At 56.9% G+C, this 20,286-nt stretch carries 21 protein-coding genes; 16 read left to right on the top strand and 5 right to left on the bottom strand.

Features of this window, described 5'->3' with window-relative positions; translation table 11 throughout:
* Window positions 1-170: 170 nt before the first annotated feature.
* From KP814_RS07215 to KP814_RS07195, 5 genes are all read left to right on the top strand, one after another.
* The gene (locus KP814_RS07215) at window positions 171-1,151 is read left to right on the top strand and encodes a TRAP transporter substrate-binding protein (RefSeq protein WP_216736118.1); all 981 of its coding nucleotides are present in this window, start codon (window positions 171-173) and stop codon (window positions 1,149-1,151) included.
* A 103-nt stretch (window positions 1,152-1,254) separates the two neighbouring features.
* Complete coding sequence (locus KP814_RS07210; protein WP_127974023.1) at window positions 1,255-1,815, top strand: TRAP transporter small permease; 561 nt, start codon at window positions 1,255-1,257, stop codon at window positions 1,813-1,815.
* Entirely contained in the window at window positions 1,812-3,215 is a 1,404-nt protein-coding gene (locus tag KP814_RS07205; protein ID WP_127974024.1) for a TRAP transporter large permease, read from the top strand. The genes KP814_RS07210 and KP814_RS07205 overlap by 4 nt, the downstream gene beginning before the upstream one ends.
* Before the next feature lie 217 nt (window positions 3,216-3,432).
* Entirely contained in the window at window positions 3,433-4,182 is a 750-nt protein-coding gene (locus KP814_RS07200) for an ABC transporter substrate-binding protein (RefSeq protein ID WP_216736117.1), read from the top strand.
* Between the two features lie 297 nt (window positions 4,183-4,479).
* Window positions 4,480-4,962, top strand: a complete 483-nt coding sequence (locus KP814_RS07195; protein ID WP_127974026.1) for a peptidylprolyl isomerase — start codon at window positions 4,480-4,482, stop codon at window positions 4,960-4,962.
* A 59-nt stretch (window positions 4,963-5,021) separates the two neighbouring features.
* Here KP814_RS07195 and KP814_RS07190 read toward each other — a convergent pair whose 3' ends face one another.
* The 3 genes from KP814_RS07190 to KP814_RS07180 form a co-directional block, all read right to left on the bottom strand.
* Window positions 5,022-5,804: a DUF2063 domain-containing protein gene (locus tag KP814_RS07190; RefSeq protein ID WP_216736116.1), complete on the bottom strand. Its 783-nt coding sequence runs from the start codon at window positions 5,802-5,804 to the stop codon at window positions 5,022-5,024.
* Window positions 5,797-6,660 carry a DUF692 domain-containing protein gene (locus tag KP814_RS07185; protein ID WP_216736115.1) on the bottom strand — a complete coding sequence of 288 codons (864 nt, stop codon included), beginning with the start codon at window positions 6,658-6,660 and terminating at the stop codon, window positions 5,797-5,799. Before KP814_RS07185 ends, KP814_RS07190 begins: the two co-directional genes overlap by 8 nt.
* A gap of 121 nt (window positions 6,661-6,781) precedes the next feature.
* Window positions 6,782-7,042: a hypothetical protein gene (locus KP814_RS07180; protein WP_127974029.1), complete on the bottom strand. Its 261-nt coding sequence runs from the start codon at window positions 7,040-7,042 to the stop codon at window positions 6,782-6,784.
* Window positions 7,043-7,232: 190 nt separating this feature from the next.
* Here KP814_RS07180 and KP814_RS07175 point away from each other — a divergent pair, with 190 nt between their 5' ends.
* The 11 genes from KP814_RS07175 (at window position 7,233) to KP814_RS07125 (ending at window position 16,986) form a co-directional block, all read left to right on the top strand.
* Window positions 7,233-7,889 carry a thermostable hemolysin gene (locus KP814_RS07175; RefSeq protein WP_216736114.1) on the top strand — a complete coding sequence of 219 codons (657 nt, stop codon included), beginning with the start codon at window positions 7,233-7,235 and terminating at the stop codon, window positions 7,887-7,889.
* Window positions 7,890-7,909: 20 nt separating this feature from the next.
* Entirely contained in the window at window positions 7,910-9,409 is a 1,500-nt protein-coding gene (locus KP814_RS07170; protein ID WP_216736113.1) for an AMP-binding protein, read from the top strand.
* Window positions 9,406-10,098 carry a TenA family transcriptional regulator gene (locus tag KP814_RS07165; protein WP_216736112.1) on the top strand — a complete coding sequence of 231 codons (693 nt, stop codon included), beginning with the start codon at window positions 9,406-9,408 and terminating at the stop codon, window positions 10,096-10,098. Before KP814_RS07170 ends, KP814_RS07165 begins: the two co-directional genes overlap by 4 nt.
* Window positions 10,088-10,888 (top strand): SDR family oxidoreductase, encoded by an 801-nt coding sequence (locus tag KP814_RS07160; RefSeq protein ID WP_216736111.1) that lies wholly within the window; start codon window positions 10,088-10,090, stop codon window positions 10,886-10,888. Before KP814_RS07165 ends, KP814_RS07160 begins: the two co-directional genes overlap by 11 nt.
* Before the next feature lie 49 nt (window positions 10,889-10,937).
* On the top strand, window positions 10,938-11,582 hold the full coding sequence (locus KP814_RS07155; protein WP_216736110.1) for a hypothetical protein: 645 nt from the start codon (window positions 10,938-10,940) through the stop codon (window positions 11,580-11,582).
* A gap of 22 nt (window positions 11,583-11,604) precedes the next feature.
* Window positions 11,605-12,264 (top strand): response regulator, encoded by a 660-nt coding sequence (locus tag KP814_RS07150; RefSeq protein ID WP_127974035.1) that lies wholly within the window; start codon window positions 11,605-11,607, stop codon window positions 12,262-12,264.
* Window positions 12,264-13,652 carry an ATP-binding protein gene (locus tag KP814_RS07145; protein WP_216736109.1) on the top strand — a complete coding sequence of 463 codons (1,389 nt, stop codon included), beginning with the start codon at window positions 12,264-12,266 and terminating at the stop codon, window positions 13,650-13,652. The genes KP814_RS07150 and KP814_RS07145 overlap by 1 nt, the downstream gene beginning before the upstream one ends.
* A gap of 118 nt (window positions 13,653-13,770) precedes the next feature.
* Entirely contained in the window at window positions 13,771-14,703 is a 933-nt protein-coding gene (locus KP814_RS07140; protein WP_216736108.1) for an MBL fold metallo-hydrolase, read from the top strand.
* A 38-nt stretch (window positions 14,704-14,741) separates the two neighbouring features.
* Complete coding sequence (locus KP814_RS07135) at window positions 14,742-15,578, top strand: LysR family transcriptional regulator (protein WP_216736107.1); 837 nt, start codon at window positions 14,742-14,744, stop codon at window positions 15,576-15,578.
* 92 nt (window positions 15,579-15,670) lie between these two features.
* Window positions 15,671-16,324, top strand: coding sequence for a sigma-70 family RNA polymerase sigma factor (locus tag KP814_RS07130; protein WP_216736106.1), 654 nt, complete (start codon window positions 15,671-15,673; stop codon window positions 16,322-16,324).
* Window positions 16,321-16,986, top strand: a complete 666-nt coding sequence (locus tag KP814_RS07125) for a ChrR family anti-sigma-E factor (RefSeq protein WP_216736105.1) — start codon at window positions 16,321-16,323, stop codon at window positions 16,984-16,986. Before KP814_RS07130 ends, KP814_RS07125 begins: the two co-directional genes overlap by 4 nt.
* 25 nt (window positions 16,987-17,011) lie before the next feature.
* Here KP814_RS07125 and KP814_RS07120 read toward each other — a convergent pair whose 3' ends face one another.
* Window positions 17,012-18,556, bottom strand: a complete 1,545-nt coding sequence (locus KP814_RS07120) for an amidase (protein WP_216736104.1) — start codon at window positions 18,554-18,556, stop codon at window positions 17,012-17,014.
* Window positions 18,553-20,055, bottom strand: coding sequence for an AMP-binding protein (locus KP814_RS07115; RefSeq protein WP_216736103.1), 1,503 nt, complete (start codon window positions 20,053-20,055; stop codon window positions 18,553-18,555). Before KP814_RS07115 ends, KP814_RS07120 begins: the two co-directional genes overlap by 4 nt.
* Window positions 20,056-20,286: the final 231 nt, after the last annotated feature.

Below are 20,286 nucleotides of genomic sequence, written 5' to 3'. Positions count from 1 at the left end.
AATGGGTGGATTTCCACCCATTTAAAAATTCCGCTTTTTCGACAAATCCCGGTAACACACTGTTATTACTAAAATTTCACATTAACGTGGAAATTGGCCCGGAGGTTGCTCTTATGTAATCGACTATGGCTTTCGCCTAAACCCAACAAAAACAACATACGAGGTATAACATGCGTTTCAAAAAACTCCTGACCGCCCTTGTTGGCGCTACGCTGTCTTTCTCTGTTTTCGCTGCTCCCATCCAGATCAAGTTTTCCCACGTTGTGGCGGAAAACACGCCAAAAGGACAGATGGCGATTAAGTTCAAGCAATTGGTGGAAGAACGCCTGCCCGGCAAAGTTGAAGTAAAAGTATTCCCCAACTCCCAGTTGTTCGGCGACGACAACGTATTGGAAGCTATGCTATTGGGCGACGTGCAATTGGCCGCGCCTTCCCTGTCCAAGTTCGACAACTACACCAAGAAACTGCAAGTGTTCGATCTGCCTTTCCTGTTTCAGGATATGGCGGCGGTAGAGCGCTTCCAGAATGGCCCCGCCGGTCAGGAACTGCTGTCCGCGCTGGAGCGTAAAGGTCTGGTTGGTCTGGGCTACCTGCATAACGGTATGAAGCAACTGTCCGCGAACGCCCCTATTCGCGTTCCTGCTGACATCGCTGGTAAGAAATTCCGTATCCAGACTTCCGACGTACTGGCTGCGCAATTCGAGGCCGTTAAAGCGGTTCCGGTGAAAAAGCCGTTCTCTGAAGTGTTCACATTGCTGCAAACCAACGCTATCGATGGCCAGGAAAACACCTGGTCCAATATCTACTCCAAGAAGTTCTACGAAGTTCAGGACAACATCACTGAATCCAACCATGGTCTGCTGGACTACCTGGTGGTGACCTCTAAAGAGTTCTGGATGGATCTGCCTGACGACATGCGCGACACCATCAAGAAGAGCCTGGATGAGTCCATCGCCTACGGCAACAGCATCGCCGCGGAGAAAGACAACAGCGATAAAGAAGCCATCATTGCTTCCCGTCGCACCAAGGTATCGTCTCTGACTCCTGAAGAACGCAAGCAGTGGGTTGACGCCATGAAACCCGTCTGGAAGAAGTTCGAGAAGGAAATCGGCGCAGACCTGATCAAAGCCGCTGAAGCTTCCAATCAATAACCCTCTCGTGAAAAAGGAGCAACCGCCAGGTTGCTCCTATACTTTTGTAATTCGAGCTGTAGAACCGTTTTAAGCCGTACAATAACCAGAATTAGGTCCCATCATGTTTGGTCGAATCGTCCATCGCTTTGAAGAAAGCGTTCTGTGTCTGTTGTTGGTGTCCATGACCCTGCTGGTGTTCTCGGAAACCATGCTTCGTTTCTTTTTCAACACCGGCCTGTTGTGGGCGGAAGAGGCCACCCTGTATTTGGGCGCCTGGATGGTGTTGTTTGGCGCTTCCTACGGCGTCAGGGTGAACGCGCACATTGGCGTGGACGCTTTCGTAAAACTGCTGCCCAGCGGTCCGCGCCGCGCGGTGGCCGCCCTCACGGTGGTGATGTGTCTGGTCTATTGCGGACTGTTCCTGTACGGCGGCTGGATCTATCTCGCCAAGATGTACAAGATCGGCATTGAGCTGAGCGATATTCCTGTGCCTCGCTGGGTCGCGCAAAGCATTCTGTTTATTGGATTCATCCTGCTGGCCATTCGTTTTCTACAGTTGCTGTGGGGAATCATCACTGGCAAATCCAACGGCTTTGAGTTCGTGGATGAAGCCAAAGAAAGCATGCATCTCGCCGATGAGACGGCGGACTCCTCCTCTCCAGCGCAAGGTAACCGCTCATGACCGCCGCCGTATTATTCATCCTGCTGTTCACCTGCATGCTGATGGGCATGCCGATCGCCGTGGCGTTGGGCCTGTCCAGTATTGTCACGATTTTGTTTTTCGCCCCGGACACGTCGCTCGCCTCCATTGCATTGAAGATGTTTGAGGCGACTTCAAGCCACTATACGTTGTTGGCGATTCCATTTTTTATTCTGTCTTCGGCGTTTCTCTCCACCGGCGGCGTGGCGCGTCGTCTGATTGATTTCGCCGTCAGCAGCGTGGGCCATATTCGCGGCGGCCTGGGTATGGCGTCCGTCATGGCCTGTATGCTGTTCGCAGCGGTATCCGGGTCTTCACCCGCCACCGTGGCGGCGATCGGATCTATCGTCATCGCAGGCATGGTGCGTGCGGGCTATCCGCAAAGTTTCGGCGCCGGCCTTATCGCCAACGCAGGCACACTGGGTATTCTGATCCCGCCTTCCATCGTCATGCTGGTATACGCCGCGGCGACGGAAGTCTCCGCAGCGCGCATGTTTATGGCGGGCCTGATTCCCGGTCTGATGATGGGCGGCATTCTGATGATCGCCATCTATATCGCCGCCCGTATCAAGAAGTTGCCCTCGCAGCCGTTCCCAGGCGTTAAAACACTGGTGAAAACAGGCGTTGTCGCAATGGGCGGACTCATGCTGATCGTGATCGTCCTGGGCTCTATTTACGGCGGCGTCGCCAGCCCGACGGAAGCGGCGGCAGTAGCGGCGGTATACGCGTACCTGATCGCCGTCATCGGCTATCGCGATATCGGCCCTCTGAAAAATGTCGCCTGGCGTAACCAGGGGGAAGCCATTCCCAGTGCAGTGATTCGCAACACCCTGCAGTGCGCTTTGGCGCTGCCTAAGTCAGTGGTGAATCAAGAAGTGCGTCACGTGGTGCTGGATGCAGCCAAGGTCAGTCTGATGCTGTTGTTCATCATCGCCAACGCCATGCTGTTCGCCCACGTGCTGACCTCCGAAGGCATTCCACAGGCCATCGCCGCGACTATCGTAGAGTGGGGCTTGCCGGCCTGGGGCTTCTTGATCGTGGTGAATATTCTGCTGCTGATGGCGGGCAACTTCATGGAGCCTTCCGCCATTTTGCTGATCATGGCGCCGATTCTGTTCCCCATCGCCACCCAGTTGGGCATCGACCCGATACACCTTGGCATTATTATGGTGGTGAACATGGAAATAGGCATGCTAACGCCGCCAGTAGGACTAAACTTATTTGTGACGGCGGGCATCACCAATCGCTCCATCGGTTGGGTTATTCGCGCCGCCCTGCCCTGGCTGGGCCTCCTCCTGGGCTTCCTGATTTTGATTACGTACGTGCCGCAGATTTCTTTGTTCCTGCCGGAATATATCGACAAGCTGCAGGGATACAACTAAACGGCGCATAACTAACGGAGGCGTTAGAGAGAGCGTAACGAGATTCGCAAACATCCGCAGACTCTCGCGGATATTCAGGGGTAGATCCCACTACCCCCTTTTTTGCTGACTGATGAGACAGAAAAACATAACAAATAATTATATAAAACAAGGAAATACAACCGTCGGGAATAACATGAAATAATAACAAGCAATATTCACATACCCGGAGGCAATAATGAAAATCCTAACTGCGGCCCTAACCGCTCTGTGCATGGGGGCGGCGACGCTGGCTTCCGCTGAAGACAAGCTGATCTTCAACACGCAGGATTTCAGACCTTTCACCTATCTCGAAAAAGGCGAAGTCGCCGGCCCAGGCACAGAGCTGGTAAAACTCATCTGCAAATCCTCCGAAATCCAATGCGAGTTCAATCTGTTGGACTGGACAATCGCCCAGCAACAGGCCAAGGAAAAGCAGGTGGACGGCCTCTATGTCATCGGATGGAATGATCAGCGCAGCGAATGGCTGCATTATTCCCTGCCCATCCTGAAAACCAGTTACGGCTTCTTTGTTAACGAAAGCGACACCCGGCAGTACTCGACGCTATATAACTTTTCCGAACATCAGGTTGGCGTCTTCGGCCCTTCCAACACGTCCAAAACGCTGGAGACCATTGGCACCGCCATGCCCACGATGAAAATCGTGCTGGCGAAAGACGATCTGGTGTCTTTCCGTATGCTGAGCGATAAAAAAGTGGATTCGGTTTATTCCAACCGCGATGTCGGCTTTGAAATTCTGCGCCAATTGGGCCTCAAGAATATTCGCTTCGCCTGGAACCATAAGTCGATCAACTACTATGTCGGCTTCGTGAAAGGCCATACGTCGCGCAAAGTGATCAACAAGTTCAACAAGACTCTGCGGCAGCTATATAAAGACGGCGAAGCCCAGAAGGTTCTGGATAAATATCAGTTGGAATCATCTATGTAAGCGGCGCTGCTGCAAACGCCTCAGCGCCTGTCGCAATCTATCCTCCGCGGATTGTCCGGCGGCCCTTGAGAACTGGGCATAACCTCACTAGACTGGCGGGTACGGCAGGCGGTCCCCTTTTGACAATGGGACCGCTCCAACTTAACTCTGAATATCGTTCCCTTGTTTTAACGCCAGTTGCCTATCTGCGCTTTTAAACCCGGTCCGATTGAGTTTTACGATAACGAGGCGGAAACACACGAGGGAACGCCCACGGCGGCGTGCTCAACCACCTCACCAAACCTTAAAGGTGCTTTTATGTCTGATATCAAACCCCGGGTTGTGAGCATTCACTACACTTTGACTAACGACGACGGCGAAGTGATCGACAGCTCCGTCGGCGGCGAGCCATTGGCCTATCTGGAAGGCGCGCAGAACATTATCCCGGGACTGGAAAACGCCCTGCGTGAACTGTCCGCTGGCGACAAGAAAAAAGTATCGGTCGACCCTGCCGACGCTTACGGCGAATACTCTGCTGAACTGGTTCAGGTCGTTCCGTTGGAAGCTTTTGAAGGCGTAGAGAAAGTTGAGCCTGGCATGCAGTTCCATGCACAGACTGCAGGCGGCGCGCGCGTCATCGTGGTAATGGAAGTGTCCGACGACACCGCCACTATCGACGCCAACCACCCTCTGGCGGGCCAAACTCTGCATTTTGACGTAGAAGTGATGGAAATGCGTGAGCCGACTGAAGAAGAAATGTCTCACGGCCACGTTCACGGCGAAGGCGGTCACCACCACTAAGTGGTTGATCCCTCACCCGCAAAGGCGACCTCGGTCGCCTTTCGCATTTCTGGGACCTGTCACGTCTCCTGCGTGAGTCCCTGCAGCAACCCGGCCTGAGTCCAGCTCTGTAGCAACTGCGCCGCTCGTTGCGCCGCCTCATCGCCATGCCACTCCCATAACAGCTCACACAAATCAGCGAAATTAGCGCCTTCGCTTACCGCTGTGATGGCTGTAGCTTCATCCACCGCCAGGGAACGAAACAAGGTCACCCACTCCGAACGCCACAATAGCCAGGTTTCCTCTTGCTCCAAAACCTGAGGTTCCGGCGGCGTCAGCTCTTCTTTCAACGCTTTCCAGATCGGCGCGGTATTGAAGCGATGGCGATGCAGCGTCAGCGCAGGGATGAAATCAAAGCGCAAAGTCGGCCAGGCTTCCGGCGCAATCGACTGAAACGCCGTCATGTCTATGGGCTGCGCGTCGCCGGCGTCAAACATAAGACGCAACAGGCGCTCCCATTCCGCCAGTTCAGCCAGCACGCCGTGACGGCTATAGGGTTCTGTGTGCGCCAGATAATCCGGCAACGCCTCGCCGAACCAGCGCACCGAGGTGTTGGAGGATGGATGCAGAATAATAAAGTCGCGACTCATCTGCTTGAAGGCGTCATCGCCCAGCAGTCCACGCACGGTAGGATAATCTTCCGACAACACGCCGATCAGCCGGGTGAAATAGGCGTTGCGATAAATTTCGATACGTTGCGCCGCGCTTAATGGTCCCGCGCTCAGCGCAGAATCAACCGAACCACCCTCCTGCGCACTGATCGCTGTCAGGAAATCGTGTTGCAGCCGGGATAAATCAGACATAGGCCGCTTCGCTCCGCACCATTTCCAGTTGCGGGAACTCCGCTTCCGCAATACTGCGTAATGTCGCCAGCTCGCTCATAAGCTCTGAAAACTCGGGCATATTGTCATCCCGCTCGATCATCGCCGAGACTTTGCCGAAACGGCGCACCGCCAATCGATAAAGCTCCCATACCGGGTCCGCCACCGGAGCGTCATGGGTATCGACGATATAGTCGCCATAATCAGAATGGCCGGCGACATGAAACTGAATCACCCGATCCTGGGGAATGCCGTTCATATAAGTCAGTGCGTCAAACTGATGATTGCGCGCACTCACGTATATGTTATTGATGTCCAGCAACAGCCAGCAGTCCGCTTCCTCGGCGACGGCGGCGACAAACTCCCACTCCGTCATGTCGGACTCACTGAAATTCACATAGCTGGATAAGTTTTCCAGGACGATGCGACGCCCTAAAAACGATTGCACCTGCTTTACCCGCTCCGCCACATGACGCACGCTCTCAGCGTTATAAGGCAGCGGTAAAAGATCATGGGAATTATGGGCGCTAAGACCGGTCCAACAGAGATGGTCGGACACCCACAGCGGATTCACCCGCTCGATTAAGGTTTTCAGGCGAGTTAAATAACCCATATCCAACGCGGCGGTTGAGCCGATGGACAGAGACACGCCATGCATCGCCAGGGGATAGTGTTCACGAATACGGTCAAGGAAATACAGCGGTTTGCCGCCCTCAACCATGTAGTTTTCGCTAATGATCTCAAACCAGTCCAACTGCGGTCTGGTTTCCAGAATATGGGTGTAGTAATCAGGCCTGAGCCCTAGACCAAAACCGGAAAAAGCGGGACGGGTATTCATAGAGATTCAATGCGTCGTGATGAAATGAAAAGTCGAAAACAATATAGACCGTTTTCCTGAAAAGGCGCGTCCGGCGTCACCGCCGGACCAGCGCATATCAACGGTCAACAGGCGCCCGTGATTACTTAACTGTGCCGCCTTTTGCTGAGCATTCGTCCGCAGTCATGCTCAGGAAACCTTGGCCCTGACAGCTACCCATGCCTTTGCAATCGTTGTTAGCGGTTTTACAGTCATTGTGACCGGCGCAGCTGTTAACGCCCCAGCAATGAACCTGGGCTTCCGCTGCTACTGCAGTAGTGGAAGTCAGCGCAGCAGTACCGAAAAATCCAGCAGCAGCGATAGCCAGAGCAGCGCCAGTCAGTTTCTTTTGTGATTGGTTCATAAGAGTATCCTTAAGCAGAAAATAGTGATTGAGAATTTTTTGTCGTCCCAGTTTTGCGACAACGATTGATTTGACCGGGCTGTTTCTGAAAAGTTCACGGGTTCTCATACTCAAAGAAAAATATTTTTCACTTAAGGGTTCCTTAAGCTTGCCAAATTAATCTGCATAGAGACATCCACGAGGAGGCTTTATGCAGCAACCGGACACACTTCCCGCCCCTGAGGCGACAACGGCCATCGACAATCGTTATATCCATGTCGGACCGGGACATCGTTCGCGCGCTGTCGCCGAATCATTCATCCGTCAACGCTTTGCCCAGGAGTACGGCGCCAGCATCCGTTACTTCATGGAAAACTTTGTTCTCTGCTATGAGCAGGACAGGCTGATCTCCGTCCTGGGCTATCAAAGCGCCCAGTTCCGGCCGCTGTTTCTGGAGCAGTATCTGGATGCGCCCATTGAACAGGTTCTGGCGCGGATTCAGGGCGCGCCCTGTTCACGCAGCGGGATTATTGAAGTGGGCAATCTGGCGTCCACGACCCAGGGAGCGCTGCGCCGCCTGATTCTGGTGCTGGGCCGCTACTTTTCCGAACGCAAATATCAGTGGCTGACCCTGACCGTTATTCCAGAACTGTTGAACAGCTTCCGTCGCTTTGACCTGCCCATGATCGAACTCGCCAAAGCGAAGCCGGAAGCCTTAAGCCAGGACGCCGCCGATTGGGGCAGCTACTACGACAAATCCCCTACGGTTATGGCCATTTCCATTCCACACGGCATCCACCACCTGATAAGCAACCCGGTGATGGCGAAGGTTTTGGAGCGCTGTCCACAACCGGAACACGAAGACTGACTAACGCAGGGAGAGCTTGCATGACGGCAAACGCCTTAATACAACGTCTGCGCGAACACGCGCAGACCACGCCCACCCAGATCGCGCTGGAAAATGAAAAAGGGGCGCTGACTTATGAGACGCTATGGCGCGCGGTAGAAAATCTGTCCCGCAAACTGCAGGATCTGGGCGTTCGCCGCCTGGCGCTGGAGGCGGACAATGGGCCTGCCTGGATCTGCGCCGACCTGGCTTGTTTACACGCTGGCGTCACATTGATACCCGTGCCTCTGTTTTTCTCCGCAACCCAGCGGGAACACTTGCTCAACAACGCCGCCATTGAAACGGTGATCGTGCAGGCCGCGCAGTCGCCAACCGCGGATGCGGTAGTCCTGGATGCGGACCTGGGCCTGTACGCGATAGCGACCCAGGCTACATCGCCTGCTCAAGAGACCGCCGAAGATATCATCAAAGTCACTTACACCTCCGGCTCCACCGGTCAGCCTAAAGGCGCGCGTTTGAGCGCCGCCGCATTGGAGTCCGTGATGCTGAGTCTGGCGGAAGCCGTTGAAATCGATGAGCCCATCGGCCACTTATGCACGCTGCCATTAGCCACCTTGCTGGAAAACATCGCGGGAGTATATGTCGCTCTATATAAAGGCGGCAGGGTTATCGCCCCCGGGCTCGCCAGTCTGGGACTAAGCGGCTCCAGCGGCCTGGATCTGACGCAGTGGGCGCAGACGCTGCAACGCTGGAATCCGCAAACGCTGATTCTCACGCCGGAGTTGCTGAAGGCGATGTTGTTTCTCATTGCGGGCGGCCAACTGCGTTTGGAAAAACTGCAATTCGTCGCTGTCGGCGGCGCCAAAGTATCGCCCGTCCTGCACGCTCAGGCGACGCAACTGGGCGTCCCTGTATACGAGGGCTACGGTTTGTCCGAATGCGCGTCTGTGGTCAGCCTCAACCGTCCGTCGGCGTCACGTCCCGGCAGCGTAGGCAAACCCTTGTCTCACGTCAGTCTGTCCTTCGCCGATGACGGAGAAATCATTGTCGCCGGCGCCGCCTATTGCGGCTACCTGGGTGAGCCTCTCCAGACCTCGGAAGCGGTGCACACGGGGGATATCGGCAGACTGGACGAAGATGGTTTCCTTTATCTCGATGGCAGAAAGAAAAACCTGATCGTCACCGCATTTGGCCGCAATCTGTCGCCGGAATGGGTGGAAAGCGAGCTATTGTCCGCACCCTGTATCTCCCAGGCCGCGTTATTCGGCGATGGCGAACCTTTCAATGTCGCCGTGGTGACGCCCGCCAGACCTGACATCGGCCATGACCTGTTGATGCAGGCGGTGGCGCAGGTTAACCAGCGCCTGCCGGATTACGCCCAGGTGCGCAGCATCATTATCAGCGACGCTCCCTTCAGCGCCGCCAATGGTCAACTTACCGCCAACGGCCGGGTGCGCAGATGCGCCATCGCCGCCCGGCACAAGGACCGTCTCAACGACTTATTTCAATCTTCCCAGCCTTTCACCAGGAGCATACCATGAGCTTTTACCAACGTCTGCAGGCGGAAACCCAACAGGAACGCAACCGACTGCTGTCCAGCCCGATTATCCAGGATGCGCTGCGCGGTGAAATTACACTGAGTCAGTATGTCGCGTTCCTGACTCAGGCCTACCACCACGTCAAACACACCGTGCCCTTGTTGATGAGCTGCGGCGGGCGTCTGCCAGAGCACTACGAATGGCTGCGGGAAGCGGTGGCGGAATACATTGAGGAAGAATGCGGCCATCAAGAGTGGATTCTGAACGACATCGCCGTTTGCGGCGGCGACAAGGAAGAGGTGCGACGCAGTCGTCCGCATCTGACCACGGAACTGATGGTAGCGTACGCTTATGACACCGTCATGCGCGTCAATCCACTGGGCTTCTTCGGCATGGTGCACGTACTGGAAGGCACCAGCGTCACAACCGCCACACAGGCTGGCGAAATCATTCAGAAAACGCTGGGACTGCCTAATCAGGCGTTCAGTTACCTGTTCTCCCACGGCAGTCTGGATCAGGACCATATCTGCTTTTTCGAAGACCTGATGAACAAAATCGAGCGCCATGAAGACCAGCAGGCCATCATCCACGCCAGCAAGGTCTTCTACGAACTGTACGGCGCCGTCTTCCGCGCCCTGCCTCGCAACCATGAGAGCGAGGCGCTTAATCAGGAGAGTCACCATGCAGCTTAAAGATAAAACCATTCTGCTCACCGGCGCCACCGGCGGCATTGGCGAAGCTCTGGCGTTGCGGCTAGCCAAACAGGGCGCGGCGCTTGTCATCACAGGTAGAAACGCTGACAAACTGCAAAAGCTGCAGGCGCGCATTCTGGCCAACGGCGGACGCTGCCGCAGCATCGTGGCGGATATCAGTCTGGAGGCTGGAATCTCCATAGTCGCTCAAGAGGCGGCGCGGGAGCCCAAGGTGAATATGCTCATCAACAACGCCGGCGTCAGCGATTTCAATGAGTTTGAAGACCAAAGTCCTGAACGCATCCGCACTCTGATGGAAGCCAACGTCACCGGCCCCATGCTGCTGACCCAACGCCTGCTGCCACTGTTGCGCATTCAGCAGGGCACGATCGTCAATATCGGCTCTACGTTCGGCTCTATCGGCTATCCCGGTTTCGCCGCCTATTGCGCCAGCAAGTTCGCCATGCGCGGTTTCAGCGAGGCTTTACAGCGGGAGCTGGCGGACTCGCCCATGCAGGTGCTGTACGTCGCGCCCCGCGCCACTCGCACCGCCATAAACAGCTCCGCCGTCGAATCCATGAATGCGGAGCTGGGCAACCACATGGACGAGCCAGACTGGGTGGCGGAGCAAATCTGCGCCGCCATCATTCGACGCTCTCCACGGGTGTACCTGGGCTGGCCGGAAAAACTGTTTGTGCGTCTCAACGCCTTATTTCCGGCCCTGGTGGCGGCTTCCATCAGCAAGCAGCTGCCCATTATTCGCAAATATCTGGCGCGTCAGAACGCCTGAACCATTGGCTCTCAACATCATAGCGTCCGAACAATAGAGGAGAATTTTTATGTCATACACACTTTTCGCCCGCGCACTGATCGTAGCCGGAGCCATGTCCCTGGGAACCGCCTCCGCGCATGCGGAAGAGGTCGCGGGTTACGTTAAAGACCTTTATCACGGCTGGGCGCACGTTCGTTATGAAGTCGACGCCAAAGAACAGGAAAAAGGTTATCAGAACCTGAAAGGCCAGGCGGATCAGGCGGTGGACGCACATCCTGAAGATCCTAATGTGTGGATCTGGAAAGGCGTCATCACCAGCACCTATGCCGGTGCCAAGGGCGGCCTCAAGGCGCTTTCCCTGGTGAAAGAGGCCCGGGACTGCTTCGAAAAGGCCATGACCCTCAACGCCAACGCCTTCGGCGGCTCCGCATACACCAGTCTCGGCGCGCTGTATTACCAGGTGCCCGGCTGGCCGCTCAGCTTCGGCGACGACAAGGAAGCCGGCAAACTGTTGCGCAAAGGCCTGGAAATCAACCCGGATGGTATTGACGCCAACTTCTTCTACGGAGACTATCTGCGAGAGCAAGGCGATCTCAAACAAGCTAAGCTATACCTTGAAAAGGCATTGCAGGCGACGCCGCGCCCTGATCGCCAAGTCGCCGACGCCGGACGTCGCGGCGAAATTCAGGCGCTGCTGAAAAAAATGAAATAAACACGGAGCATGATGTAGCGCAATGCGCATTTTATTGGTGGAGGATGACGAGTTACTGGCCGACGGCATCCAAACCAGTTTGACCCAACAGGCCAATACGGTGGACTGGGTGGCCTCTGGCGAGGCCGCTCTTCACGCTCTGAAGCTGGAGCAATTCAATCTCGTCATCCTGGACCTGGGATTGCCTGATATCGACGGACTCACTGTCTTGAAGCGCCTGCGTGATCGCGGCGACGAGATACCGGTTCTGATTCTCAGCGCCCGTGACCAGGTGCAGGATCGCGTCAAAGGTCTCGACGCCGGGGCCGACGATTATCTGCTAAAGCCCTTTGATGTGAGCGAACTCAAAGCCCGGTTGCGCGCGCTGAGCCGACGCGGCTCCGGTAACGCGCATCCGGAAATACAGATCGCCAATATCCGCATTCTGCCCTCTTCCTATCAAGTGTATAAAAACAACGAAGAAGTGCGCCTGTCGCGCCGGGAGTATGCGCTCCTGTACGAGCTAGCCTCACATCGCGGCAGGGTGCTGTCCAAAGATCAGTTGGAAGAGCTTGTCTACGGCTGGTCCGACGATGTATCCAGCAACACCATGGAAGTCCATATTCACAACCTGCGCAAAAAGCTCAACGCCGACCTGATTAAAACCGTTCGCGGCATGGGTTACATGATCGAGAAGGAATAATGCGCTCCATCAAACGTTTTCTGCTGATCTCACTGATCGCCATTATCTGTCTGGGCGGTCTGTTCACCGCTCTGGCCAATTACCACGACTCCCAGGAGCAGGTGGAAGAGCTGTTCGACGCCGAGCTGGCGCAAATGGCCCGCATGCTGCAAAGCCTGCTGGCCAGCCAGATGAAGCGGACCAACCTGGATCACCTGCAAGACGCCCTGGTGTATGAAGACTATGCCATCGATGAGAGGGAAGAAGCGGGATTGAGCGATGGCGAGGAATACACGCCGCTGGGTCATAAATACGAGAAAAAGCTGGCCTTTCAGGTCTGGAGCGAGAGCGGCAAGCTGTTGATTCAGACCAAATCCGCGTCGCAGGGTTTCACCCGGCATCAGGCGGGTTTCAACTCCGACAAAGTCGATGGCGAGCCCTGGCGCACCTTTACCTTGTTCGATGAGAATCTGCGTATCTGGATTCAGGTAGCGCAGCAGGAAGATGTGCGCAGCGAGCTGACGGAGGAAATCGCCGAGCATGTGATTTGGCCGTCGCTGCTGCTGATTCCCATCATTCTGCTAGGCGTCAGCTGGGCGGTCACGCGGGCTTTGAAGCCTCTCTCCACCATCTCCAAGGAGCTGAAGCAGCGGGACTACGCCAACCTGCAAGTCCTGGATGACGCCAACTATCCCACGGAACTCGCCATCCTGGTGGACGCCATCAACGACCTGTTCCAGCGTCTGCAGGCCACATCGGACCGCGAACGCCAGTTCACCGCCGACGCCGCCCATGAATTACGCACTCCTCTCGCCGGAGTGAAAGTGCATTTGCAGAACGCCCAGGAAATGGCGCAATCCGAACCGGTTTCCGACTGCCTGCGCAAAGCCCTGCGCGGACTGGATCGTCTGATTCACATGGTGGAGCAGTTGTTGCAGCTCAGCCGTCTCGATCATGAGCGCGCGCTCAGCGACGCCCAGCCGGTGCAGATAGACATGCTGTGTCAGGATATCCTGCGGGAATCACAGCCCTTGATAGAAGAGAAGAATATCCGCGCGGAGTTCAATGCGGACGCCTGTGCGCCGATTCAGGGCAATCCCGCCGCCCTCAGCATCCTGCTGCGTAATCTGGTGGACAACGCCTTGCGCTATTCGCCCAAAGACTCACAAATCACACTGCAAGTGAAGGACAAAACGCTGGTGATTGAAGATCAGGGCCCCGGTATTCCCCCGGAGCAGCGTCAGCAGGCGATGGAGCGATTTCACCGCGGCAAGCAGCAAAATGAGATCGGCAGCGGACTGGGCCTCTCCATCTGCCAGCGCATTGCGGATCTGCACCGGGCGCGCATTTCTCTGGACGACCGGCAGGACCAGCAGCCCGGGCTGCGCGTACAGGTATCGTTCCCTTGAACTTGATCACTCACGCCTTATCCATATAGTTTTTATTGTTTTTGTATAAAAACACTATATTTTAACTATAAAAACGTCTGTCTTATTCTGCTGGGACACCCACCCACAGGAATAAGACATGACGCTCTGGAGTCCTCACTCACGCACAGTTTTCATCAGCCGCCTGCAGGCAGTTGTGGCGGCCATGGTATTGCAACTCTTTGTAGCGCCATCCGGGCGCGCTGAGGAGATCAGTTTTTCTTACATTGAAACCGGGACCTCCAGCGGAGCCCAGGAAGCCATGGTGGTGGCCAGCGGCAGCTGGTTCACCCGACGCAAGCTATCCCATGGCGCGGTGCTGATTCACCATCCAGACGGCGACTTGCTTTACGACACCGGACTGGGACGCCAGGTGGACGCCCAGTTTGAGGTAAATCCCTGGTGGGCGCGCTCGTTGTTCGCTTACGAAAAAGGCGTCCCTGTCGCCGACCAGTTGGCGGCGAACGCTTATGACGCCCATAACCTGAAGGCGATCGTACTGTCCCATCTGCACTGGGATCACGCCAGCGGCGTGGTGGACTTCCCCGGGGTTCCCATCTGGGTGCAACAAAAGGAATACGATGTGGCCTTACAAGGCAAGCCGCCGGCCTTTCTGCATTCACAACTGGAGGGGCCGAATATCGAATGGCGTTTCCTGACGCTGGAGGACACTGAGTTCAAAGGTTTCAAGCACAGTCTGGATGTCTACGGCGACGGGTCTGTCGTCTTGGTGGAGATTCCCGGACACACCTGCGGCCAGTTAGGGCTGTATTTGACTCTGAACGCGCAGACCCGGTATTTCTTTATCGGCGACGCCACCTGGACCCTGAAAGGGGTTCAGGACACCAGCCCACGCCCCGGATTCGTGCGCTGGCTGGCCAGCCTCAATGATGACGACAGCCTGACAGAGCGCATGGTGGCCCAGCTACACGCCTTGCAGGAGCAGGAGCCGGATCTGACCATTGTGCCGGCTCATGATGAATTGATCGCCGCCAGCCTGCCCCATTACCCTGAGTTCTCTTCGCAACAGTAAAGAGATCAATGGCTTAACTTTCTAACAACGGAGCCAGTATGGATTTGAGAGCCTTGCGTTATTACGTCGCCGCGGTGGAGACCGGCAGCATCACGGCGGCGGCGGAACAGTGTCATGTGGCGCAACCGTCCATTTCCCTGGCGGTCAGTAAGCTGGAAAGCGAATTGGATACGCTGTTGCTGGAACGAGGCAAAAAAGGCGTGCGCACTACCCGCGCCGGTCGTGAACTGCATCATATGGCCCGGCGTTTATTGGCGCAAAGCGACGCCCTGGTGAAACATTTCCAGCAAAGCGCCCCGTTGCCGCCGCTGCGTATCGGCCTGGACCTGGTGGTCAGCCTGGAGCGCGTCAAAGCGCTGCTGGCGCGTCTGGCGCCGCTGCAATCCCGGATGCAGTTGGAGCTGCTGCGCGGCGAGGAAAACACCGATATTCGCATCGTCAGCCGCGACCGCTGCCCGGAAAACTACTACTTCAATCCCCTCTGGCGGGATGAGTACTGCCTGTTGCTGCCCGCGGATCACCCGTTGTCCCTGCGAGGCCAGCTTGGCGTCAGCGACCTGAACGGCATTGGGTTGGTGGAGCGCTCCTTCTGCGATCTGTCCGGACAATGGCGCGCCTTCGCAGAGCGACATCAGCTGGATTTCGCCATCACCGCCCGCACCGACAATGAAGAGTGGGCCCTGGCGCTGGTCGCCGCCGGCGTCGGCGCCTGTCTGGCGCCACAGGGCATCGACGCCAGCGCGCCCGACGGGATCATCGCCATCCCTCTGTCGCAGATTGAGGGATTCCCGGACATCAAACGGGAGCTGGGACTCGCCTGGTCTCCTCTGCTTCGTACAGAAATTAAAGAAGCGCTGCTACCTTTATTCGACTGAATTTAACTAACACTCGACTGACCTGATCCAAAACTTCACTGGCAGCGTATTTAGAACATTATTTGCCCGGTTTATTTTGGAGCTGCTACGCTATGCAGGTAAGTAACAACGTCATAGTGCTACCGATTAATCGAAAGATGGACCCTAACCAACAGGACCCTGACGCAGGCGAGGACTCCGCCTCCTCTAAAGATGTCCTGACGCCCTTAATAGAAGCGGTAGCCGCACAGCGGGACCGGGATGCGTTCCGTCAACTGTTCCAGGCGTTCGCCCCCAAAGTAAAGGCATACGCCATCAAACAGGGCATGCTGGAGCACGCAGAGGAACTGGTGCAGGAAGTCATGGTCAACGTGTGGCGGCGCGCCGCCCAGTTCGACCGCGAAAAGGCGGCGGCTTCAACATGGCTGTTCGCCATCGCCCGTAATGCGCGCATCGACCTGCTGCGTAAACTGGGACGCTCCAGCCAGGAAACCCAGGTGGAAACAGACTACCTTTGGAGCCTGCCGGGTTCAGATGAACCTACCGGCGCGTTCCAACAGGCCGTCATCGTACGCAATATTCGCCAATCGCTGGGGGATCTGCCGCAAGAGCAACGAGACGTCATCGCCAAAGTCTATCTGGAAGACAAGTCTCATCAGCGGGTGGCGGAAGAACTCAGCCTGCCGCTGGGCACCGTGAAAAGCAGGGTCCGTCTGGCTCTGCAGAAACTGAAGGTGATTTTGCAGGAACGGGAAAAAGCAGTATGAGCCAACATCACCCCAGTGATGACATTCTGATGGAATACGCCGCGGGCTGCGCCTCAACGCATCTGGCCCTGTGCGTCGCCGTTCATCTGCAGTACTGCCCCCGCTGCCGCGCCGACATTCAGCGCTTCAACGCGCTGGGCGGAGAAATGCTGCAACAACTCCCTCAGGAAGACCTAAGCGAAGCGTTATTCGAACGCATAATGCTGCGTATCGATCTGGAGGAAAGCGCGCCGGCGACGCCGCAAAAACCCGTCGAAGACCTGCTGCAGCGCTGGCTACCTGACGGCTTAAACGCCGTAAGCTGGCGCAAACAGTGGTTCAAAGTGTACGAATACGTGCTGGAAGTCTCACGCAAAGGGCGGCAACGCCTCAGTCTGCAAAAGATCTCCGCCGGCGGTCGAGCGCCTCTGCACGGGCACTATGGCCAAGAGGTGACCGTCGTACTCCAGGGAGGCTTTTCCGACGAATTGGGCGTGTATGAAGAAGGCGATTTCGTCATTCGCAGCGGGGATCAACGTCACCGCCCTCGCGCCCTGGAAAACGAGGACTGCATCTGCCTCGCTTATCTGGACGCGCCGGTGTGTCTGGCCGGCCCCATCGGTCGCTGGATCGAACGCTTTAGACGTCTGTTCATGCCGGACCTGAACGCGCCCGCCAGCTAACCAACACTGTCACGGCGGCGAGGCATCACCCCTCCGTCGCCATCCTACCTCCCCAGTCATAACCCGGCGTTCTACGCCACGCCAAATGTGCGGCCGAAGTCATATCGGGAGGCTCCGCCAGCGGCGGTCGTCGCTGAAACCAGGGCAAGGCGCGCTCCATCTGCGCCGCCAGACTGAACAGAAGACGCTCCTGACCAATGCCCGCGGCAAACTGCACGCCAATGGGTAAATCATCCTGATTCCACCAAACCGGCAACATCATGGCGGGTTGGCCGCCCATATTGAACAAAGGAGAGAACGGGGTCAGAGAAAAACTCCTGGCGCGAATATTCTGCGCCAACAGATTCAACAGCGGCGTCATCGGAAAACTGCGCGCCAGCTCCAGCAACAGTTTCTCCTGTTGGGTATGGGCCAGCTCGCCAAGGCGCATCGGCGGGCCGGCCATCGCCGGGGTGAGCAATACGTCAAACTGCTGGAACAAGGCTTCCAGCCTGCGTCCCGCCTGATTCATAACCTGGGTCGCCCAGGCGAATTCTGCGGCGGTCTTGCTCAACCCCAGGTTGAACAGCAGATGCGTCGCCAACTCCAGATCGCCTCGACGCGGTCGACCACTGGGGCTGACCTGCCGCACCATCTGCGCGGTTTCCCCCGCCACGATAGTCAAATAGGCCTGCGTCAGCTCTTCTTCATCCAGACTGAGCGTATGCTGGATCACCTCATGGCCCATGTCCTCGCAGACCATGGCGGCGCGATCCAGCGCCAGCAGGCTGTCATTATTCAGCGTGGCGCTGAAGAAAGGCTTTTCGCAAATGGCGATGCGCAAGGGACGACGCGCTCCCGTCAGCGCCCGGCGATAGCATTGCTCGGTATTCTCCAGTCCTGCGCTCACACTTAACAGCATTGCGCTATCACGCACGCTGCGGGAGATCACATGATCCACCGCCATGCCCTGCAACCGCCGCCCCCAGGTGAGGCCTTCCGGTTCCCGTCCTCTGGAGGGTTTGAAGCCAAAAAGACCGCAGGACACCGCCGGCGCACGCAGAGAGCCGCCAATATCCACCGCATGCGCAACCGGAGTCATGCCCACCGCCACCGCCGCTGCGGCGCCGCCGCTGGAGCCCCCCGGCGACCGGCTCAAATCCCAGGGATTACGGGAAGCGCMAAAGAGTTGCGGCTCTGTCGTCACCGCCAGTCCCAACTCCGCTGTATTAGTCTTGCCGGCGATCACCAACCCTGCGCGTCGATACCGCTGCACCAGTTCACAGTCATGAAATACCGGGCGCGAGCAGAACAGACGTGAGCCGGCGGACGTTGGCGTCTTGCGCACTTCCGCATTCAGGTCCTGCAGCAAAAACGGCGCGCCATACAGAGGCTGTTGCGGGTGCAACTGGTCAAGTTGCGCTCTGGCCTGATCATAGAGTTTGTTGATCACCGCGTTCACCAACGGGTTGCGGGACTCAATGCGAGCGATCGCCGCCTCCAGCAATTCGTCGGGGCTCATCTCTCCAGAGCGCGCCAGCTCCGCCAGTCCAATGGCGTCATACTTTTCATATTCGGGAAACGGGATCAAGACAGCGCCTCCCCTGCCTTGCTGTCCTCCTTCGGCGAGGCCATGCGTTTGGTGGCTTCGAGCAACTCATACACCGCGTCAATATCTTCTTGATAAGTTTGCTGGATGGCCTCGCGATTTTTACGTCCCGACGAATGCAGCAATCCATTGGCTACGTTGAACGCCTGGGTTGCGCCAACCACCGCCTTGATCTGCGCGAACTCCGGCAAACGACGGTTTACCCTTTCCACAATGGCGGTCAGCTCGTCCGCGTCTTCCGCTACGACCACCGCCACCAGATTAGACTTTCCCGCGCCGAATACCGCCGCCTGCCGGATCTGTGGGTCTCCGGTCAGCTCCGCTTCGATCCAGTCCGGGGAGATTCTGCGTCCCTCAGCGGTCACCAGCACATCTTTTTTGCGCCCGCGTATAAATAAAAATCCTTCGTTGTCCATATATCCCAGGTCTCCGCTGTTCCATTGTGCATTGGGGCGACGCGGCTCGCCGCCCAGGTAACCGAGGCTCAGCGCCCCGCCCACCATGACTTCTCCCTCTTCACTGATACGCACTCGCGCGTGCGGTAAAGGTTTTCCCACAGAGCCTGGCTTATACGCCTTGGGCGTACTCAAACACACCATCGAGCCAGCTTCGTTCAAGCAGTACCCCGCATATACCGGCGCGCCCTGACGCCGCGCCGCATTGATCAGACGCCTGGAGGCGGGAGCGCCTATCAGGGTCACATGGCGCATGGTCTCCAGAGTCAGAGAACGGGACTGCATATAACTGAGCAGGGGTTTTAATAGTTCCGGGGTGATCAGCAGGGTGGAGGCGCGATAATCCACCAGACTGCGATAGAGTTCCGCCGGATTAAAGACGGCGGCGCCAAATCCACACTGTTCGGCGGGAAGCATGATCGTCGCCGCGCCCGCCGCCAGGGCGGCGCCGGTTCCGGCCACCCGCTCCGCCAACGAGGTCAGCGGCAACAGGCAAAAATGGCGATCTTGCGCGGTGAGCTTGGCGCTGGCGCACACCGACGCGGTCACGGCGTCCAGCGTCTGACGGTTCAGGCATACGCCACGCAGCACGTTCTCGTCATTCACATGAAAAGCGATCCGGTCCACGTCCGCCATGGGATCGCTGTATAAACCAGTCAAAGCCAGCTGATGGCCACCGACCTGCAATAGACGGCTTTCCGGCCACAACTTGCGTAAACGCACACTGGCGGAGTCAAAGCAGATAACCGCTTCGAGGCCCGCCTGGCGGATGGCATGACGTAACTGCTCATCGCTGAGCGTCGGGGGAAGCGGCGCGCACAGAGCGCCCGCGCGGATGGCGGCCAGATCGGCGACAATCCAGGCGACGTCATTGTCGCCCAGGATGCCCACACGACGAATCGAGTAGCTTTTCAGACGGATGACAAGCGCATCCGCCTCCTGACGGAGTTTCGCGAAACTCATACGTTCGCGAGTGGTGATCAGCGCATCGCCCTGGGTGGTTTCCAAATACTGCGGAGTGCTCATAAGAGGCGATCCTCCACAGTTGCGCCATACCCAGCGCTTGCGCGCGCTGAGTCGAATGACGGCGATAACCGTAAGAGAGCGCTGGCGACAGCTCTTTCAGCGTCCATAACATCTTCCTTTACTTACGTTTTCCCTGGAATATGGTCCCGGACGCGGTCATGACCATAGATGCGCGGCAACAATCTGTTGCGCGCCGTCTTGCCGGCTTGAAGAGCGGCCCTGATCATGGAC

The sequence above is a fragment of the Hahella sp. HN01 genome, assembly GCF_018986435.1.
Classification (GTDB): domain Bacteria; phylum Pseudomonadota; class Gammaproteobacteria; order Pseudomonadales; family Oleiphilaceae; genus Hahella.
Note: the sequence above shows the minus strand (reverse complement) of the source record. Positions and strands in the feature narration are given on the sequence as shown.

Coding starts and splice junctions, on each gene's coding strand:
- KP814_RS07215 (WP_216736118.1), top strand. CDS start 171: ATGCGTTTCAAAAAACTCCTGACCGCCCTTGTTGGCGCTACGCTGTCT.
- KP814_RS07210 (WP_127974023.1), top strand. CDS start 1,255: ATGTTTGGTCGAATCGTCCATCGCTTTGAAGAAAGCGTTCTGTGTCTG.
- KP814_RS07205 (WP_127974024.1), top strand. CDS start 1,812: ATGACCGCCGCCGTATTATTCATCCTGCTGTTCACCTGCATGCTGATG.
- KP814_RS07200 (WP_216736117.1), top strand. CDS start 3,433: ATGAAAATCCTAACTGCGGCCCTAACCGCTCTGTGCATGGGGGCGGCG.
- KP814_RS07195 (WP_127974026.1), top strand. CDS start 4,480: ATGTCTGATATCAAACCCCGGGTTGTGAGCATTCACTACACTTTGACT.
- KP814_RS07190 (WP_216736116.1), bottom strand. CDS start 5,804: ATGTCTGATTTATCCCGGCTGCAACACGATTTCCTGACAGCGATCAGT.
- KP814_RS07185 (WP_216736115.1), bottom strand. CDS start 6,660: ATGAATACCCGTCCCGCTTTTTCCGGTTTTGGTCTAGGGCTCAGGCCT.
- KP814_RS07180 (WP_127974029.1), bottom strand. CDS start 7,042: ATGAACCAATCACAAAAGAAACTGACTGGCGCTGCTCTGGCTATCGCT.
- KP814_RS07175 (WP_216736114.1), top strand. CDS start 7,233: ATGCAGCAACCGGACACACTTCCCGCCCCTGAGGCGACAACGGCCATC.
- KP814_RS07170 (WP_216736113.1), top strand. CDS start 7,910: ATGACGGCAAACGCCTTAATACAACGTCTGCGCGAACACGCGCAGACC.
- KP814_RS07165 (WP_216736112.1), top strand. CDS start 9,406: ATGAGCTTTTACCAACGTCTGCAGGCGGAAACCCAACAGGAACGCAAC.
- KP814_RS07160 (WP_216736111.1), top strand. CDS start 10,088: ATGCAGCTTAAAGATAAAACCATTCTGCTCACCGGCGCCACCGGCGGC.
- KP814_RS07155 (WP_216736110.1), top strand. CDS start 10,938: ATGTCATACACACTTTTCGCCCGCGCACTGATCGTAGCCGGAGCCATG.
- KP814_RS07150 (WP_127974035.1), top strand. CDS start 11,605: ATGCGCATTTTATTGGTGGAGGATGACGAGTTACTGGCCGACGGCATC.
- KP814_RS07145 (WP_216736109.1), top strand. CDS start 12,264: ATGCGCTCCATCAAACGTTTTCTGCTGATCTCACTGATCGCCATTATC.
- KP814_RS07140 (WP_216736108.1), top strand. CDS start 13,771: ATGACGCTCTGGAGTCCTCACTCACGCACAGTTTTCATCAGCCGCCTG.
- KP814_RS07135 (WP_216736107.1), top strand. CDS start 14,742: ATGGATTTGAGAGCCTTGCGTTATTACGTCGCCGCGGTGGAGACCGGC.
- KP814_RS07130 (WP_216736106.1), top strand. CDS start 15,671: ATGCAGGTAAGTAACAACGTCATAGTGCTACCGATTAATCGAAAGATG.
- KP814_RS07125 (WP_216736105.1), top strand. CDS start 16,321: ATGAGCCAACATCACCCCAGTGATGACATTCTGATGGAATACGCCGCG.
- KP814_RS07115 (WP_216736103.1), bottom strand. CDS start 20,055: ATGAGCACTCCGCAGTATTTGGAAACCACCCAGGGCGATGCGCTGATC.